This window comes from Mesorhizobium sp. M2A.F.Ca.ET.039.01.1.1 (genome assembly GCF_003998035.1).
In the GTDB taxonomy this organism is placed as follows: Bacteria; Pseudomonadota; Alphaproteobacteria; order Rhizobiales; family Rhizobiaceae; genus Mesorhizobium.
In genome coordinates this window covers 1-16695 of the sequence record NZ_RZRY01000059.1, presented here as the reverse complement: position 1 = coordinate 16695, position 16695 = coordinate 1, and the positions used below count along the sequence as shown (strand labels likewise).

General features: G+C 64.5%; 15 protein-coding genes. 9 read left to right on the top strand and 6 right to left on the bottom strand.

The window, feature by feature from the left end; genetic code table 11:
- On the bottom strand, positions 1–335 hold a 335-nt coding region (locus tag EOA24_RS07690; protein ID WP_281059879.1), incomplete at its 3' end, for a tetrahydrofolate dehydrogenase/cyclohydrolase catalytic domain-containing protein.
- Between the two features lie 29 nt (positions 336–364).
- On the opposite strand from EOA24_RS07690, the gene EOA24_RS07685 reads away from it, so the two are divergent.
- Positions 365–559 (top strand): hypothetical protein, encoded by a 195-nt coding sequence (locus EOA24_RS07685; protein WP_126079096.1) that lies wholly within the window; start codon positions 365–367, stop codon positions 557–559.
- A 4-nt stretch (positions 560–563) separates the two neighbouring features.
- On the opposite strand, the gene EOA24_RS07680 is transcribed toward EOA24_RS07685, so the two are convergent.
- The gene (locus tag EOA24_RS07680; protein ID WP_127409703.1) at positions 564–3068 is read right to left on the bottom strand and encodes a GumC family protein; all 2505 of its coding nucleotides are present in this window, start codon (positions 3066–3068) and stop codon (positions 564–566) included.
- 201 nt (positions 3069–3269) lie between these two features.
- Between EOA24_RS07680 and EOA24_RS07675 the strand changes: the two genes are divergently transcribed.
- The gene (locus tag EOA24_RS07675; RefSeq protein WP_126079098.1) at positions 3270–4565 is read left to right on the top strand and encodes a lipopolysaccharide biosynthesis protein; all 1296 of its coding nucleotides are present in this window, start codon (positions 3270–3272) and stop codon (positions 4563–4565) included.
- A gap of 3 nt (positions 4566–4568) precedes the next feature.
- Here EOA24_RS07675 and EOA24_RS07670 read toward each other — a convergent pair whose 3' ends face one another.
- From EOA24_RS07670 to EOA24_RS07660, 3 genes are read right to left on the bottom strand one after another with little or no spacing between them, the layout of a single operon-like run.
- Positions 4569–5495 (bottom strand): DUF6492 family protein, encoded by a 927-nt coding sequence (locus EOA24_RS07670; RefSeq protein WP_126079099.1) that lies wholly within the window; start codon positions 5493–5495, stop codon positions 4569–4571.
- Complete coding sequence (locus tag EOA24_RS07665) at positions 5492–6286, bottom strand: WecB/TagA/CpsF family glycosyltransferase (RefSeq protein WP_126079100.1); 795 nt, start codon at positions 6284–6286, stop codon at positions 5492–5494. The genes EOA24_RS07670 and EOA24_RS07665 overlap by 4 nt, the downstream gene beginning before the upstream one ends.
- Positions 6283–7452 carry a glycosyltransferase family 4 protein gene (locus EOA24_RS07660; RefSeq protein ID WP_126079101.1) on the bottom strand — a complete coding sequence of 390 codons (1170 nt, stop codon included), beginning with the start codon at positions 7450–7452 and terminating at the stop codon, positions 6283–6285. The genes EOA24_RS07665 and EOA24_RS07660 overlap by 4 nt, the downstream gene beginning before the upstream one ends.
- A 170-nt stretch (positions 7453–7622) precedes the next feature.
- Between EOA24_RS07660 and EOA24_RS07655 the strand changes: the two genes are divergently transcribed.
- The 6 genes from EOA24_RS07655 to EOA24_RS07630 all read left to right on the top strand — a co-directional run bounded on the left by EOA24_RS07655 (position 7623) and on the right by EOA24_RS07630 (position 13471).
- A complete protein-coding gene (locus EOA24_RS07655) occupies positions 7623–8621 on the top strand; it encodes a glycosyltransferase (RefSeq protein WP_126079102.1) in 999 nt (332 codons plus the stop codon).
- Positions 8590–9909: an O-antigen ligase gene (locus tag EOA24_RS07650; protein WP_126079103.1), complete on the top strand. Its 1320-nt coding sequence runs from the start codon at positions 8590–8592 to the stop codon at positions 9907–9909. Before EOA24_RS07655 ends, EOA24_RS07650 begins: the two co-directional genes overlap by 32 nt.
- A 182-nt stretch (positions 9910–10091) precedes the next feature.
- On the top strand, positions 10092–10907 hold the full coding sequence (proC, locus tag EOA24_RS07645) for a pyrroline-5-carboxylate reductase (RefSeq protein WP_126079104.1): 816 nt from the start codon (positions 10092–10094) through the stop codon (positions 10905–10907).
- A gap of 313 nt (positions 10908–11220) precedes the next feature.
- On the top strand, positions 11221–12627 hold the full coding sequence (locus EOA24_RS07640) for a PTS transporter subunit IIC (RefSeq protein WP_127409702.1): 1407 nt from the start codon (positions 11221–11223) through the stop codon (positions 12625–12627).
- Positions 12628–12708: 81 nt separating this feature from the next.
- Positions 12709–13170, top strand: coding sequence for a PTS sugar transporter subunit IIA (locus EOA24_RS07635; RefSeq protein ID WP_126079106.1), 462 nt, complete (start codon positions 12709–12711; stop codon positions 13168–13170).
- A 13-nt stretch (positions 13171–13183) separates the two neighbouring features.
- Complete coding sequence (locus tag EOA24_RS07630; RefSeq protein WP_126062533.1) at positions 13184–13471, top strand: PTS sugar transporter subunit IIB; 288 nt, start codon at positions 13184–13186, stop codon at positions 13469–13471.
- 94 nt (positions 13472–13565) lie between these two features.
- On the opposite strand, the gene EOA24_RS07625 is transcribed toward EOA24_RS07630, so the two are convergent.
- Positions 13566–14906, bottom strand: coding sequence for an NAD(P)H-dependent oxidoreductase (locus EOA24_RS07625; RefSeq protein ID WP_126079107.1), 1341 nt, complete (start codon positions 14904–14906; stop codon positions 13566–13568).
- A gap of 472 nt (positions 14907–15378) precedes the next feature.
- On the opposite strand from EOA24_RS07625, the gene EOA24_RS07620 reads away from it, so the two are divergent.
- Positions 15379–16695: TolC family outer membrane protein (locus EOA24_RS07620; protein WP_245501770.1), on the top strand; the 1317-nt coding region annotated here is incomplete at its 3' end.

Here is a 16695-nt window from a genome sequence, read left to right as displayed (position 1 = left end):
GTCTGGATCGCCTTGCCGGCGTCAATATGGCCTGGAAGCGGCAGTTGCACGAGGATGCCGTGGATCGACTTGTCGGCGTTGAGATCGCCGATGATCTTCAGCAACTGTTCCTCGCTGGTGTCGGTCGGCAGCGTATGCTGGAGCGAATGGAAGCCGCATTCCTTGGCGGTGCGCGATTTCGAAGCGACATAGACCTGGCTTGCCGGGTCTTCGCCGACGATCACCACGGCAAGGCCAGGCTTGGTGGCTCCCTTGGCCGACAGCTCCGCGGTCAAAGCCTTGACCTTCGAAACCACATCCTCGGCGACACTCTTTCCGTCAATCACTTCGGCCATCACCAACCCTCAGCTTCGCTCCGAGGCCGATGCATGGCCTCATTCCTCGATCGGCATTGTCGATCCGCCAAAGCGAGATGCTTGCGGCCGAAATGCAGGGCGGCATTTTCACGAAAATTCGACAGGGCAATCCCGTCAAAGCGTCGTCTGATGCCGTAAACCCGAAACCGGCAGCTTTTATCGAACCGCAAGCGGTCAAGAAATATGGGGTGTCAATAATATGACGCTTCAGAAATAGCGGTGGCGCGAGCGGCTTTCGGTCAGCTCGCGAACCGCCTCGCGGAATTCGCGCAGGCTGGCGCGGATCTCGTCGATCTCACCCTGGTCGGACGACGACTGGCGGGCGTCGCCCGGGACTGGCGGTTGCGGATCGTAAGAGGCGGGCGATGCCGAATAATGATCTTCGTACGGGTCGGTCCGGCCATGGGCCGGCCGATAGGAATAGCCCTGCTCATATGGCGGCTGAATATTCTGCCGCGCCGAGGTTTCAGCCCCAGGGTAGCGTTCCTCCCGGCTGGGCGCGCGCCAGGCGCTTTCGGGCGGCACAGTGTCCAAATCCGCCGTTTCAGCCGGCTCGCGGCGCACGAAATAGCGGAGCGCCGAGGCAAGCGACCCGAAAAGCCCGGGACGGACGGCGTCATCGTCCGGCATCGGTGGCGGTGTGACGGGTTGGGCCGCGGGCGGCGCGGCCATCGACACCGGTTGAGGGGCCGGAGGCGAGGCAGGCGGCGGTGTGAAAGACGCGGCTGGCGATGGCGTGAATGCCGGAGCCGGAGGCGGCGTAAATGATTTGGCCGGAGGTGGCGTGAAAGAGGGCGCGGGATGTTCCGACGTGAAAGACGCGGCCGGCGGTCGAGCGACTGGCGGGGCCGGTGGCGGTGTAACTGGCGGCGGCGCCAGCGGAGCGGCACCGTTGAAAACGTTCCCCGCCGTTGGAGCACGATCGCCGGCCCGGCGGCGCGAGCGCGTGTCGGCCGTCTCGCGCAGGCTGGCAAGGATGCCACGCAGCGCGCCGAGGCCGATACCGGCGAAGAGGCCGGCAAACAGACCGGCCAAAGCCATCACGGCGCGCGACGGACCCTTGGCTTGCAGCGGCGCATAGGCCTCCGAGATGACGCTGATATTGGCGGTGTTGATGTCCTTCTGCTCGCCGGTTTCCTTGGCGCGCAGCAGGAACTGCTCGTAGACAGAACGCTTGGCGGCCGCCTCGCGCTCCAGCTCGCGCAGCGAGACGAGGTTGTTGTTGACGTCGCCGCTCTGCACCTTGGCCTGCGCCAAGCGCGAGGAAAGGTCCTGCTCGAGCTGGACGGAGCGCTTGAGGTCGACCTGCAGCGAGGATGCGATGCGCTGCAGCTCGGCGCTGATGCGCTCGCGCGCGCCGGCAAGCTGGGCATTCAGCGCCTCGATCTCCGGATGGCGCGGCCCGAGCTTGACCTCGGCGCGGTCGGCTTCCTGCTTCAGGGCAGCATATTGCGAGCGCAGCTCGCTCATCATGTTGGAGTTGATTTCCTCGGGCAACGTGCCGCTGAGGACCGAATTGACGTTCAGCGAGCGTGCCGAGGCGGCGCGTGCATTGAGCTCCAGCGTGCGGGCGCGGGCGACGGAAAGCTGCTCGTTGAGCTTCAGCATCTGGTCGTCGCTGATCAGGTGACCCTGCGCGTCGACGAGGTCGTGGGTCGCCCGGAAATCCTCGACGGCGCGCTCGGCCGTCTCGACGCCCTTGCGCAATTCGTCGAGCCTGGCGGTGAGCTCGTCATTGGCGCGGCCCGCGGTGCTCGACTGGATCTCACTGGATATCTGCTTGAAGGCCTTGACCATGGTGTTGGCGATCAGGGCGGATTTCTCGGCGTTCTGCGTCGTGGCGCTGACCGAGACCACGAAGGTCTTGCCGCCACGTTCGACGTCGAGGCTGTCATACAGTTTGCCGACCGCCAGCGAGCGCTTGCGCGCTTCGTCCGCGGCACCCGCATCCTGCCGCGACAGGATCGAGCGGAGTGTTGACATCAGGCCGAAGCCGCCACTGCCCTGGCCGTTGAACTCAGGATCGTTGGTAAGGTTGAGATCGGTGACGACCTTGTTGAGAACGGTGCCCGATGTCAGGATTCGGACCTGGTTCTCGACGATCGCAAGCGTCGCATCCGAGGCGACCACGTTCTGCGTCAGGTCGCGGTCGGTGAGCTTGAGGTCGCGCGGGTCGACGATGACGTCGGTGGTGGCCTCATATTTCTTCGGCGTCGACAAGGCGATGGCGACGCCGAGCGCGGCGCCCAGGACGGTCGTCGACAGGATCAGCGCCTTGGATCGCGTGATGCCGTGCACGACCTGCATCGGGTCGATCAGCGGCTTCCATTCCTCGGAAACGTCGCCGGCGGATGGCCGGCTCGACTGAGGTTCGGGAGCGGCTTGCGACTGCTGGCTCTCCGCCGGGGCTTCATAGAACGGCCCGGACGACGCAGGCCGACTTCTTGCGCGCCAGTCATGTTCGGTCTCGACCGGCTGGGATTCCGCTTGTCCCTGATCGCGGCCAAATTCGCCGGTTTCATTGGACTGCGGATTCAACTTCCCTTCGCGTTCGGAACGTGCGGCGCGATGGCGCGCCGCGGCGTCCTCGCGCCAGGAGGAGTTGGCCCGGTCGCCGATCGAAACCGTGTTGTCGTCGCCACGCATGGCTTGGCCGAGCGCGAGCAGGGAACGCTCGCGCCTCCAGTCATCACGGTTATCCCTGTCGACCATTATCCTGGAACTTGCTCTCTGGCGGCTTGGGCGCGGCGGATGGGCCAATCGTTAAGCCACGCTAAACGGGCATAGGAAACAAAGGGTTAATTTTGCGTCCGCACTCCCACGGTTTCTCGCCTTGCTCGCGGCATTCCGGCGCCGCCAGCACAGGCGCCAGAACGCCGCGTTAAACTTTCCAGCCTATCTATCGCCCCGGATATGACCCAGGCCAGCGACATGCCGCAAAGGCGGAGCTTCGCGCGGATCGGCCACTTCGTGGCCACCCGCCGGAAACTGGTATTCGACTATCTCTCGGCCATCAGCGGCGCCGGCGGCCGGCTGGTGTTCTCGCTTGCCTATTTCGTCGCCTTGGCCAACACGCTTTCGATCGCCGAATTCGGCATGTTCGCGACAGCCTCGGCCGCCGGCATCATGCTGTCACGCATCCTCGCCTTCGGCTTCATCTCGGCGCTCTACCGCACCGCCACGATCCGCCCCAACCTGATCGGCACATTCACCGCCGGTTTCCTGCTTCTCGGCGTCCTCTCGCTGCCATTCCTCGCCGCCGCCTCCTACATCGTCTACCTGATCTTCTTTGCCGACACCGTGCCGCTGACGGCCTTTGCGGCGATCGTCTTCGCCGAGGCGCTGTTGTGGCGGCCGGTCGAGGTGGCCCTGATCGTCAACAACGGGCTCGGCAAGTTCGGGCGGGCGGCGGTGCTCGCCATTCTGGCGACAGCGCTTCGGGCAGTCGGCGCCATCCTGTTCATGCTAGCCGCGCAGCATACGATCGGCGTCTGGTCGCTGTTCTACATCGGCGCCAATGCCGCTTCGCTGATCGTCGCCTTCGCCTTCTTCTATCCGGGCCAGCGGCTGAGGCTGCGCGCCGAGCTGTATTTCCGGCGGCTCGCCGATTCCATCTATGTCGCCGGATCCGAAGTGCTGTTCTACCTGCAGATGGAGTTCGACAAGCTGCTGGTGCTGTCGATCGGCGGGCCGCATCTGGCCGGCATCTACGCCATCATCATGCGGCTGGTCGATCTCACCGCGATCCCGATCCGCACTTTCTCGATGATGCTGGTGCAGCGCATGATGCGGGCGCCGGAGCTGCTGTCGCGGCTGGCGGTGAAGAGCGGCATCGAGTGCGGCGTGTTCCTGGTCTCGACGCTGGCGCTGGCGTCGCTCGGCATCGTGCTGCACTTCTTCCCCAACGCGCTCGGCAGGAATGTCGCCGAGGCAGCGCCGCTGGTGGCGCTCGCCGTCTGCGTGCCGGGACTGCGCAACCTTGTCGAATACCAGGCCGAGCTTCTGTTCGCGCGTGGCCAGACGGCGGTCAGGGCAATCAATCTTGGCCTGCTCGCCGGATTCAAGGCGGTTCTGCTCACCTATGTGCTGACGACCATCCCCGACACGGCCAATCTGGTCCTGTCGCTCAACATCGTCTTCCTGCTGCTTTATCTTGCCTCGACATTGTTGACCTATTCGGCGATGCGCCGGCCGGCCAAAGCCATCTGAGCCTTACGCAGCAAGCCCGATCAGGCGGCGGATGCGGCCGATGTCGGTACCGATGAAGGACTGCATGCCGATCGCCACCTGTTCCGGCGCCATGGTGTCGACGAAGCGGCGGAACTGGTCATCCGAGAGCGGCGCGCCGTTCCAGTGGACGCGGCAGAACTCCTCCGAGCCGTGGAAATGGCCGGCACCGTCGAGCACATCGTCGACGTAGCGGCCATAGATCATGCATTCGGAGAATTTTCGCGCCGAACCGACCACGCTGACCCATTCGCGGCCATGCACCTTCTCGATGCGCTCGCACATCGCGTTGACCGTCTCGCGGCGCCAGGCGATCAGCGTCGAGATGTAGTCGTGGCACGATGGATTGGCGGGATCGATGCCGAGTGCTGTGCCCGCATTGCGCGACCAGATGCGATGCTGGTCATGGCCGTCGTTCGATAGCATGCCGTCGCGGCGGAACAGCCGCACCTTGCCGTCGCGCCAGAAGGCGTTCGCGTCGAAGGGTTTCAGGAAGGCGACATCGGAATCGCAGAAGACGAGCACGTCTTCCTTGGCGTGGCCGGCAATGGCGATGCGGCGCAGCTGCTGCACATGCCAGCCGCGCAGCGGCTGTGTTTTCAGGCTCAGCCAGATGCGGCGGCGGAAACCGCTCAGCGGATCGTCAAACGCGCGCAGCCAGCGCGGCAACAGGTCCCGCTCGTCGACAACGCTGCGGCGGCCGGATTCCAGCTGGCGAAACAACGCGACGTCGCGATGTTCGGTCAGGATGTAATGATGCGCCATGCCGGCGACGTGGCGGTCGATGGTTTCGCACAAAAGCCGGCAGCGTTCGAAATCGGGGGCGTAGCTTGCCGTGACGATCGCGGCCAGGGGTACGCGCGGCAGCGGTTCGATTGCGGTAGACGTATCCGGCACGAAGCGGCTGTTCACCGGCGTGCCCCCAGCGGTCGTGGCCCGAGCGACAGCTTCTGCTTGACGACACGCCACAGGAAGAGCGGATTGCCGACGATGTAGCGCCGCCACAGGCGGCCGGGTTCGATCCACAGGCGGAACAGCCATTCCAGCCGCAGGCAGCGCAGCCATAACGGCGCGCGCGGCACCGAGCCGCTCATGAAATCGAGCAGCGCGCCGACGGCGACCGGCAGCGTGCAATGGCGACTGTCGATATGGCGCTCGATCCACAATTCCTGGCGCGGCACGCCCATCGCCACAAGCAGCACGTCCGGCCGCAGCCTGGCGATGCGCTCGAGGATCGCCGGCTCCTCAGCGGCAGAGAAGAAGCCGTCATGGATGACGACGAAATTGTGCTGCATGGCGAGCGTCGACAGCTTCGCGCATGCAGCTTCGGCATTGGCGCGCGTCGTGCCGAGCAGCGCCACCGTCAGCGGGTGCGACGCGGCCTGCAGGAAAGCCGGAATGAAATCGGTGCCGTTGAGATTGCTGGGAAAAGGGGCGCCGTAAAGCAGCTTGGCCGCCATGTCGACGCCGACGCCATCGGGAAGGATAAGGAAGTTTTCCAGCGCCTCGGCAAAGACCGGGTCGGTGCAGGTCAGGTTGGCGTTGTGGGCGTTGAGGAAGCTCACCTTGGTGAAGCGGCGCTCGTCGATCAGCCTGGTGAGCAAGGCGATGGCCTCGTCCCAGCGTATGGCCAGCACCGGAATGCCCAGGATGGTCTTGAGCGTATCGAAGCCGAAGGCGGCGCGCGCGGTGTGCATGTTCATGCGGCGACCTCCTGCCTGACGGCGCCGAGCTTCTCCAGGCCATGCCCGATCGCGGCGTCGAGCGCCTTGAGCTGGCGGCGGTGGAACGCGCTGCCATCGACGTCGCGGATATTGGCCGCGGCCGCCTGGAGGGCGGCGGCGAAAGCGATCGGGTCGTCGGTCACCACGCAATTGTCGGGGCGATAGCCGATGCCGCGCAGCGAGCGGCTGGTGGCGACGGACGGCAGGCCGAGCTCGAAGGCCTCGATGGTCTTCAACTGCACGCCGCTGCCGGCGGTGCTGATCAGGGGAATAACGGCGGCGCCGCGCACGAAGGCCTGCGCGTCCGGAACCCTGCCGACGAAGGAGACGCCAGGATGCGGCGAACTGATGCTGGAAGGTATGCTGCCGGCGATCCTGATGCGGAAATCCGGCTTCAGATGCGGCACGACCTTGGTCAGGAACCAGTCGAGCCCGATGCGGTTGGGCTGCCAGGTCCAGGTGCCGATCAGCGCGGCGTCGCAATCGATATGTCGCGTCGCCTTTATCGGCGCCTGCGCACGGGTCACCAGCGGCAGCACCGCCGAGCGTGTGTCGGAGGCGACGCCAAGTGCCGCGCGGTCTTCCTCGGCCAGCGTGAAGACGAAGCGCGCCGCGCCGCAAAGGCGCTCCTCCATGACCTTGAGCAGCCTGGCCTCGCGGCGGAACATCCAGCGCTGCAGCGCGCTGCCCGCCGCGGCGGCATTTTCCTCGGCCGAGCGATGCTCGACATTGTGCGCGACGAAGACGAATGGACGGTCAGCGAGAACCTTCTCGAACGCGCCGGCGAACTGCACCGAATTCAGGATATAGCCGTCGAAGGGACCGGCGCGATCGATGGCGGCGCGGGTTTGCGCCTCAGAGACGACACGCAGCTTGACCGACGAAAAGGTCAGGCCGGAGGAAACCGCCTTGCCGAGCCAGACAAGTTTTTGCAGCGGCGAAGCGCTTTCGGTGCGGACCTCGACGGCGTCGAGCACGATGGTGTTTTGCGGATCGGACGGGGTCTTGCCTGGCCAGATGAAGCCGATCACGGTCACGCGCACGCCGGCGCGCCGCAGCGCGTCGATGGTCGCGGCATTGGCAATCTCGTAGCCTGAGGCGAGAGCGCCATCGGGCACGATCGATGTGGCGAACAGCAGATGCATCTCACCTATCCTTAGGTGCAGCCGGTAGCAAAACGCGGTGAAGCCTTGATTAAATGGCACCGTCAAAGGCCAAAGACCCGGCTTTTCCGACAGCCGGGCGAGAAGGTGATTAACGAAACGTTATCACCGCGATGCTATCGAGGGCGCAAACCCACGCTGCTCAAAAACGGATGATCCCTTTGCCGTCCGACGCTTCTGTATCGATCGCGGGACGGTCGCCGGAGCTTGCCGCCGAGACTGTCGAGGCGGTGGTGACGCTGCCGACCTTCAAGCGGCCGCAGCAGGTGCTGGAAACCCTGGCTTCGCTCAAGGCGCAGCGTACCGGCCGGCGCTTCGCCGTCATCGTCATGGAAAACGAGGCCGAGGCGCGCGAGGGTGCCGCCGCCGTGCTGCCGCTGTTCGAGAGCGGCGAGATGCCGGGACTTGTGATCGTCGCGCATGAGCGCGGCAATTGCAGCGCCTACAATGCCGGCTGGCAGACGGCGATCCTGCAGTTTCCCAACTTCAAGCACCTTCTTGTCATCGACGATGACGAGATCGCCGAGCCGGACTGGTTGGAGCGCATGTGCAAGGCCGCCGAGACGCTTCGCGCCGACATCGTCGGTGGCCCGCAAGTGCCGGTCTTCGCCGATCCGAGCCACGCCCGATGGGCCGAGCACCCGGTGTTCGCGCCGCCCTACCGGGAAACCGGTCGCGTTCCGGCGCTCTATTCGTCCGGCAATTTGCTGGTGGGACGCAACGTGCTGAAGGCCATGGGACCGCCCTTCCTCGATCTCAGGTTCAATTTCATGGGCGGCGGCGATTCCGACTTCCTCAGCCGTTCCGCGCAGAAAGGCTTCGTGCTCGGCTGGTGCGCCGAGGCAAAAGTCAACGAGACCGTGCCGGCCCGGCGCGTCGAGGCCGATTGGATCCGCGCCCGCAGCCTGCGCAATGGCGTGATCTCGACGCTGGTCGAAAAGAAGAAACGCGCCGGCACGCCGCTTGCCGGCCTCAAAGTGTTTCTCAAAAGCCTGGCGCTGCTCGCGGCCTCACCGCTCCGTGGCGCCATCCGGCTGGCGCGAACCGGCTCGCTGACGACCGGCCTCTACCCGGTCTATGTCGCGCTCGGCCGGGTGCTTGCCGAATTCGGATATGCCAATGAGCAGTACCGACAGCCTGAGAAGAATTGAGCGCGCGCCGCTCGGCGCCGCCTTCACCAAGGAAGGTGTGGCGACGGCGATCGCCGCGCTCCTGTTCACCGTCATCATGGTCTCGTTCCGGCCTTTCCAGCCGGCGGGAGCGGAACTCACCGGCGACGGCGGCGACATCGTCAACCAGCTCGGCTTCGGCTCGCTCGGCGCGATCTCGATCTTCTCGCTGCTCGCCTTTGCCGATCCGCGCGTGGTGCGTTCGCTGGTCAGCCCCTCCTGGGCGCTGATGCTGGGCTTCTTCTTCCTGTCGGTGGTGCTCGCCACTGATCCGCCGGTGGCGATGCGCGCCGCCTCCTTCACCATGATCGGCATCATCACCATGGCGACGATCCTGGTGCTGCCGCGCGACGCCGATTCCTTCGCCCGCGTGATCATCTTCACCGCCGTCGTGGTGATCGGCCTTTCCTATATCGGCCTGGTCGTCTTCCCGCATGAGGCCCTGCACACCGCCGACTCGCAGGAGCCGGAGCATGCCGGCCTGTGGCGCGGGGTCTTCACGCACAAGAACATCGCCGGGCCGGTGATGGCCTGTTTCAGTTTCGCCGGGCTCTATCTGTTCCGACGCGGCCAGCGCTGGTGGGGCGCCGGCATCTTCTGCGCCGCGATGATCTTCATGCTCCACACCGGCTCCAAGACGACCGCCGGACTTGTGCCGTTCTCGATCATGATCGTCGTGCTGCCCAGCCTCATCGGCATGCGGCTCGGCACGCCGATCCTGTTCGCGCTGGCGATCGTCGCGACCGCGGTCGGCACGCTCGGCATCGTCTTCATCCCGCCGGTGAAGCATCTGGCGGCGATCTATTTCCCCGATCTCACCTATACGGGGCGTACGACGCTTTGGGAGTTCGCCGGCGAGATGCTGGCGAAGAAGCCGTGGACCGGCTACGGCTACGAAAGCTTCTGGGGGACGCCACTGCTGCTCAACCAGGACCAGCCCTTCGACAGGCCCTGGGACATCCGCACCATCGTGCATGGCCATGACGGTTATCTCGACATCGCCGTGCTGATGGGCATCCCGGCGCTCTGCGTCGCCGTCTACACCTTCCTGATCGCCCCGTTGCGCGATTACATGCGCATCCTGCCGCGCAAGGAAAACATCTTCCTCGGCGACTTCTTCATGATGGTGGTGCTGTTCACGGCGCTGAACGGCTTCCTGGAAAGCTTCTTCTTCCATCGCGGCGATCCGGTCTGGCTGTTTTTCGTTCTCGGCGTGCTTGGCCTCAGGCAAGTCTCGCTGCGGCCGATCCCGGTTCGCCTGTCGCGATAGAGCGTTTCACCATTTCACCGGAACGGCGAACCCCGCTATCTCCGTCCTGACGCAGTTGCGTGCGGAAAGCCGCTCGCCCTTTCCGCGGAATTGCACTCAATCCTGGACGATCGATCTTCCTCATGCTGGGCTTTTCGCTGGCCGCGCAAGCGTCTAAGGAGAGCCATGCTAAGGAGATCTTGATGACGATCAGGCTCGTTCTCGCCGGCTGCGGCAATATGGGTTACGCCATGCTCTCGGGCTGGCTGAAGTCCGCAAGGCTCGAGCCGTCGGCGGTGTTCGTGGTCGAGCCCAACGCGGAACTGCGCCAGCGGGCCGAACATCTCGGCTGCCGCGTTTCCGCCGACGCCGGGGCCATTCCGGCCGATGCCGTGCCAGACCTCGTCGTCATCGCAGTAAAGCCGCAGGTGATCCGCGACGTGACGGCGCAGTACAAGCGCTTCGGCGATGGCAGGACGACTTTCGTCAGCATTGCCGCCGGCACGCCGGTCGCCACCTTCGAGGAAATCCTGGGCGAGCTCGCGCCGGTCATCCGTTGCATGCCGAACACGCCGGCCGCGATCGGCAAGGGCATGATGGTGGTGTTTTCCAACCCGCTGGTCTCCGATGACGTCCGGCGCTTCGTCCTTGAGCTGCTTTCGGCAAGCGGCGTCGTGACGACGATCGACGACGAGGGCCTCATGGACGCGGTGACGGCCGTCTCCGGCTCCGGCCCGGCCTATGTCTTCCACTTCATCGAAGCGCTGACCGTTGCGGCCGAGAAGGCCGGCCTGCCGGCCGAGACCGCGAAGCTGCTCGCCATGCAGACCGTCTTCGGCGCCGCCTCGCTCGCCGCTGAAAGCGACGAGGAGCCGGGCGTGCTGCGTCAGCAGGTGACCAGCCCCAACGGCACGACCGCCGCCGCGCTCGGCGTGCTGATGGGCGGCGACCGCCTGACAAAGCTCGTCACCGAAGCCGTGGAAGCGGCGCGGCTGCGGTCGATAGAGCTCGGCAAGTAGCGATCCGACAAACAATCCAGCCTGGGATGCGCCAAATCCACCAGGCCTGATCGACGATTGCCATATCGGCTAACCGATTTCCCGAACAATCGGTGGGTTTCCCTTTGGCCCAAAGGATTGCCGATTGACTTTGGCATAGACCGCCCAGATAAAACTTTCGTTCGCTGACAAAGGCAAATGTTCACTCATCTTGACTGAGCATTCCGTCCTCGTCGGCGAGTGGGGAGTGCCTTGGCCGGGAGGGTCGAGGCGTCATTGAGTTGCGGGCATCATTCACGCTTCGAGCCGAAGCCGATGCCCCTGGGGAGGTAGAATGGACACCATACTTGCAGGCTTAAAGGGAGCCATCGACACGCTCGGCGCGACTGTGCTCTTGCCGATCGTCATTTTCATCATCGCCGTGATCCTTGGAGCCAAGGTCAGCAAGGCATTCCGCGCCGCCATCACGATCGGCGTCGCCTTCATCGGCATCAACCTCGTGCTCGGCCTGATGTTCGCCTCTATCGGCTACGTGGCCAAGGCGATCGTCACCAACACCGGCATCCATCGCGACATCATCGATGTCGGCTGGCCGTCTGCCGCCGCGATCGCCTTCGGCTCGTCGGTCGGCCTTTGGGTCATCCCGGTCGGCATCCTGGTCAACATCGCGCTCCTGCTCACGCGCATGACACGCACGCTCAATGTCGACGTCTGGAACTTCTGGCATTTCGCCTTCGTCGGCTCGCTGGTCGTCGCCGCCACCAACAATCTGGCCTACGGCATCATCATCGCGGCGCTTGTCGCGGCACTTGCGCTGCTCTTCGCCGACTGGTCGGCGCGCGCGGTGCAGCAGTTCTACGGCGTGCCGGGCATTTCCGTGCCGCATCTCGCCTCGGCGCAGATCCTCCCGATCGCCATCATCCTCAACTGGATCATGGATCGCATCCCGGGCATCAACCGCATCAACATCAGCACCGAAACCATCGAACGCCGCTTCGGCGTGTTCGGCGAGCCGGTGATACTCGGGCTGATCATTGGCCTGGTGCTCGGCCTGATCGCCTTCTACAACGCTGGCGATCTCGGCACGGTGCTGGCCAAGGTGCTCGGCACCGGCATGACGCTGGCGGCGGTGATGCTGCTCCTGCCGCGCATGGTGAAGATCCTGATGGAGGGCCTGCTGCCGGTCTCGGACGCCGCACAGGAATTCGTGCGCAAGCGCACAGGCGACCGCGAGCTGCAGGTCGGGCTCGACTCGGCCATCCTGATCGGTCACCCCGCCGCGATCTCGTCGTCGCTGATCCTGGTGCCGATCGCGATCATCCTGTCGATCATCCTGCCCGGCAACCGCGTCATCCTGTTCGCCGACCTTGCCGTCATCCCGTTCATCGTCGCGATGACCGCGCCGCTGGTCAGGGGCAATGTCTTCCGCATGGTTGTCATCGGCACGGTGACGCTCGCCGTCGGCTTCTACGTCGCCAACGCGCTGGCGCCGCTGTTCACGAGTGCAGCCGTCGCCTCCGGCTTCAAGCTGCCGGCGGATGCGCTGCAGATCACCTCGGTGGTCGACGGCTTCCTCTGGGTTCCCTATGTGATCATCGAAGCGATCCAGGGGCTCGGCGTGATCGGCATCGTCGTCATCGCGGTGGTGATCGCTGCGCTGTTCCTGTTCTACCGCCGCAATCCGCTCGGCTGGGAGCGCGCGGCAGGCGCCGAGGACGAGCCGGCCGAAGGCACCGCCTGAGCCGGCCCCATCCTGAACTGACAATGACCTGTGCGCCCGAGCCACACGGCGGGCGCACGGTCCGCATCAATGGAGTGACCCTTGTCGAACGGCCTGATCCAACTCCTGGACCCCGAGGCAGTCGTCCTTGGCTCCGACGCCTCGACCAATGAGGAGATCATCCGCATCCTGGCCGCCAGGCTGGAGGCGTTGGGCTACGTCAAGAGCAGCTACGCCGACGCTGTCGTGCGGCGTGAGATGACGATCCCGACAGGCCTGCCGCTGGAGCGCGCCGACAATGTCGCGGTTCCGCATACCGACCCCGAACATGTGCTGAAGCCGGGTGTCGCGATGGGCACGCTCAAGCGGCCCGTCACCTTCGCCAATATGGAAGATCCCGACGAGAAGCTGCCGGTGGGCCTCGTCTTCCTGCTTGCCATCAATGACAAGGACAAGCAGATTGACACGCTGCAGACCGTCATGGTCACCATCCAGAATCCCGCGGCGCTGGATGGCTTGAGGACGGCCAGGACCTTCGACGACGTCCGCGCCATTCTCGGCTGACAAAGGAAAGAACATGTCCAGACAGAAAACCATTCTTTTTGCCTGCGGCACGGGCGTCGCGACCTCGACCGCGGTCAATGCGGCGGTGACCGAAGCGATGAAGAAGCGCGGCCTCACCTTTCATGCGCAGCAGGCCAAGGCAACGGAAGTGCCCGGACTGGCCGACAACGTCGATTTCATCGTTGCCACCACACCGATCTCGGCATCCGTGAAGAAGCCGGTGATCAAGGGGCTCCCCTTCCTCACCGGCATCGGCAAGGACAAGGCGCTGGACGAGATCGAGGCGGAACTGCGCAAATAGAGCAATTCCAGGAAAAAGTGTGAGCGGTTAAATTCGGCGCCTTCGCCGTAACCTTCCGTCCGGAATTGCGTCAAAACAAAGGGATAGAGCCGGTTCAGCCTGACAGGGCCGGCGAAGCGATCTTCGCTCCGTGGAGCATGTCGTCCTGCAGCCGGCGCAGGGCGTAGAGCCTCGTCGTCCGGTCCGGCGCGGCATTGTCCTCGGTCAACAACTCGCCCTTCTTCACCGGCTTCAGCACCTTGCCGCCTTCGAGCAAGCCGACCGGCACGGCGCGGCTTGCCCGGGCATCGCCAACGGTCATGGTCCAGGAGCGGTAGCAGGTCTCGCCGATGGCATCGAAGGTCTCCCCGGCGGCAAGGTCGCGCTTGGCCACCGCGCAGACCTCCGCCACCGGCCTCGGCAGCGGCACCATGTCGGGCTTGCCATAGAGCATGATGCGGGCGGCGGTCAGCGGAACCTCCAGAGAAGTCAGGTGATAGGGCCGGAACAGGCCATAATAAGGGCCCTTGCCGACATGGAGATCGTCCATGCGCTCGACGACGCGGGGATGGATCGCCTCGACGATGACGAAGACGCCGGGCGCCACGCCCTTGCCGATCGTGTAGTCGACGACGCCTTTCCGGGAGAGGAGGCCGCCATCGGCTTTCGGGATCAGCACCTTGGCCAGTTGATCGCGATCGGCCCTGGGGCCATGCATGCCCGGGATATCCGGGACCAGGCCGGTGGCATTGGCGATGGCGCACATCTCGACCATGGTCTTCGAGCCGTCGACGAATTCGACCAGCATGCGCGGGTTCATGTTCCGGCGCGCGGCCTCTTCCCGGTAGTCGTCCGGAACGGCGTCATGGTTGAGCGGATTGTTCTTGCCCTTGCCCGCCGCGACGATGCTTAACCCAAGCGCCGAGGCGAATTCGATCAGTTCCATGCAGCTTGACGGCTCGTCGCCGGCGCCGACGGAGTAGACCACTCCCAGCCGGTCGGCCTGCTGCTTCAGGTAACAGCCGATGGTCACGTCGGCCTCGACATTCATCATCACCAGATGCTTGCCATGTTCCATGGCCATCAGATCGAAATCGGCGGCGACGCCCGGCTTGCCGGTGGCGTCGATGATCACGTCGATCAGCGGGTTGGTGACCAGCATCTCGTTCGAGGTGATGGCGATCCGGCCGTCTTCGATCGCCCGGGTGACCTTGGAAGCGGTTTCGGCCTCTACCGCCATCGCCTCGTCGCCATAGGCGATGCGGACCGCCTCGCGGGCGGTATGCGGGCGCCGCGTGGAGATGGCGGCGATCGATATGCCCGGCATCAGCATACCCTGGGTAACCAGATCGGTCCCCATCTCGCCGGAGCCGATGACACCGACGCGCACCGGCCTGCCCTCGGCGGCGCGGCGGGCGAGATCGCGGGCAAGCCCGGTCAAGGCGATATTGGTCATGCAAGAAAACTCACGGCTTTTTGCTCCGGCCCGCAATACAGGGAACGATCCGCGTTTGCCAAATCAAACCAGCCCGAGATGGCGATTTCTTGCGAATGCTTTGCAAGGCCGCGGCAGATTTCGCGGGAGCTTGTGCATGGCGGCCGCACGATTCGCCGTTTCTTTCAGACCGTTAACCATTGCAGCGCGCTTTGAGCTGGAAAAGCTCGGACGGGCGCACTCGGTTTCTGTGCCATTTTTGCTACAGGCTCCGGCCCTAATGCCTGGAATTGCAATTTTGAGGGGTGTCTAATCCATTATATGCTCACAACCGCGAAAAATCTGATAGACACTGGTCGAAAGCTCCGGTGGCAGGCTTGGGCAAATAAGCGCCAATAAAAAACAATGGCGCGGGGATAGTCACGGGGTAGATATGACCAGGACGGGTAAAGTGACCGTCGGCTGGCGCCTTGCGCTTGCCGTCACGGTGTCGATGTTGGCTTGCGGTAGCGCCAGCGCACTCACACTCAAAGAAGCCGTTGCCGTCGCAGTGGAATCCAATCCGGAGATTGGCCAGGCGATCGAAAACCGCGAAGCGATCGAATTCGAGTTGCGCCAGGCGAAAGGCCTTTATCTTCCCAGCGTCGATCTGGAAGCCTCGACCGGCGTTCGCCGCCTGGACAATGACACACGGCGCGCGCTCGACGAGGATCACAGAGCCCTCTATCCGAACGAGGCCGACCTCACCGTCTCGCAGACGCTTTACGACAGCGGCGCGCGACGCGCGGAGCTGAACCGCCAGGCCTCGCGGGTCGACGGAGCTTCCTTCAGGGTTCTGGAGCGGTCCGAGTTCATCGGGCTCGCGGTCGTCCAGGACTATCTGGAATACATGCTGCAGGCTTCGATCGTGGCCGAGGCCAAGAAGAACCTTGGCTTCCATCAGTCCATTCTCAGCGACATCAAGCAAGGCATCGCGGGCGGCGCGCTCAACGACGCCGACCGGCAGCAGGCCGAGGAACGCCTTTTTGCCGCCAAGGCGCGGATGCAGGAGGCAACCGAAGAACTCGAGGCGGCCAAGATCCGCTTCTTCAAGAATGTCGGCAAGCCGCTGACCAGCCCATCGCGGCCGGCCGATGTCTCGGCCGCCCTGCCGCGGTCGCTGGACGACGCGATCGGGCTTGCCAGGCAGAACAATCCGCGTGTCCATATGGCCAACAGCGATATCGACGCCGCGGCCTCGCTGGTCGATGCGGCGCGGGCGAAATACGGTCCGACGATCACCGCCGAGGGTGTTGCCCGCGGCGGGTCTGATATCGATGGCGATAATGGCGACACCAGCGACCTGCAGGCTCGGGTGGTGCTGCGCTGGAATCTGTACCGCGGCGGCATCGACAAGGCCAACGAGCAGGAACAGATCCGCCGCACCAGCGAGCAGCGTCTTGCGCTGCACCAGGTGCTGCGCGAAATCGAGGAAGCCGTCCGCACCTCGTGGGACCGACGCTTCCGCCAGGCGGATCTCGCAAAGACGCTGCGGCAGCAGGCAGCCACCAACGAAAAGCTCGTCGCGTCCTATCGCGAACAGTTCAAGGTCGGACAGCGCTCGCTGCTCGATGTGCTCGATGCCCAGAACACGCGCTTCAACACCGCGACACTGGCCGACACGTCGTCCTACGCATCGCTGTTCGCGGAATACCGGCTGCTGGCCGCGACCGGCGAATTGCTGAAGACGCTCAACATCCAGCCGGCCAAGCAGTCCGCGGCCTACGCTCGTGAGGAATTCGGTGTGCCGGCCACGGCCGATACCGAGACC

Bases quoted from the DNA above. Each gene is read 5' to 3' on its own strand.
- EOA24_RS07660 (WP_126079101.1), bottom strand. From the start codon at position 7,452: ATGCATCTGCTGTTCGCCACATCGATCGTGCCCGATGGCGCTCTCGCC.
- EOA24_RS07680 (WP_127409703.1), bottom strand. From the start codon at position 3,068: ATGGTCGACAGGGATAACCGTGATGACTGGAGGCGCGAGCGTTCCCTG.
- EOA24_RS07655 (WP_126079102.1), top strand. From the start codon at position 7,623: ATGATCCCTTTGCCGTCCGACGCTTCTGTATCGATCGCGGGACGGTCG.
- EOA24_RS07630 (WP_126062533.1), top strand. From the start codon at position 13,184: ATGTCCAGACAGAAAACCATTCTTTTTGCCTGCGGCACGGGCGTCGCG.
- EOA24_RS07685 (WP_126079096.1), top strand. From the start codon at position 365: ATGCATGGCCTCATTCCTCGATCGGCATTGTCGATCCGCCAAAGCGAG.
- EOA24_RS07675 (WP_126079098.1), top strand. From the start codon at position 3,270: ATGACCCAGGCCAGCGACATGCCGCAAAGGCGGAGCTTCGCGCGGATC.
- proC (WP_126079104.1), top strand. From the start codon at position 10,092: ATGACGATCAGGCTCGTTCTCGCCGGCTGCGGCAATATGGGTTACGCC.
- EOA24_RS07625 (WP_126079107.1), bottom strand. From the start codon at position 14,906: ATGACCAATATCGCCTTGACCGGGCTTGCCCGCGATCTCGCCCGCCGC.
- EOA24_RS07640 (WP_127409702.1), top strand. From the start codon at position 11,221: ATGGACACCATACTTGCAGGCTTAAAGGGAGCCATCGACACGCTCGGC.
- EOA24_RS07650 (WP_126079103.1), top strand. From the start codon at position 8,590: ATGAGCAGTACCGACAGCCTGAGAAGAATTGAGCGCGCGCCGCTCGGC.
- EOA24_RS07665 (WP_126079100.1), bottom strand. From the start codon at position 6,286: ATGAACATGCACACCGCGCGCGCCGCCTTCGGCTTCGATACGCTCAAG.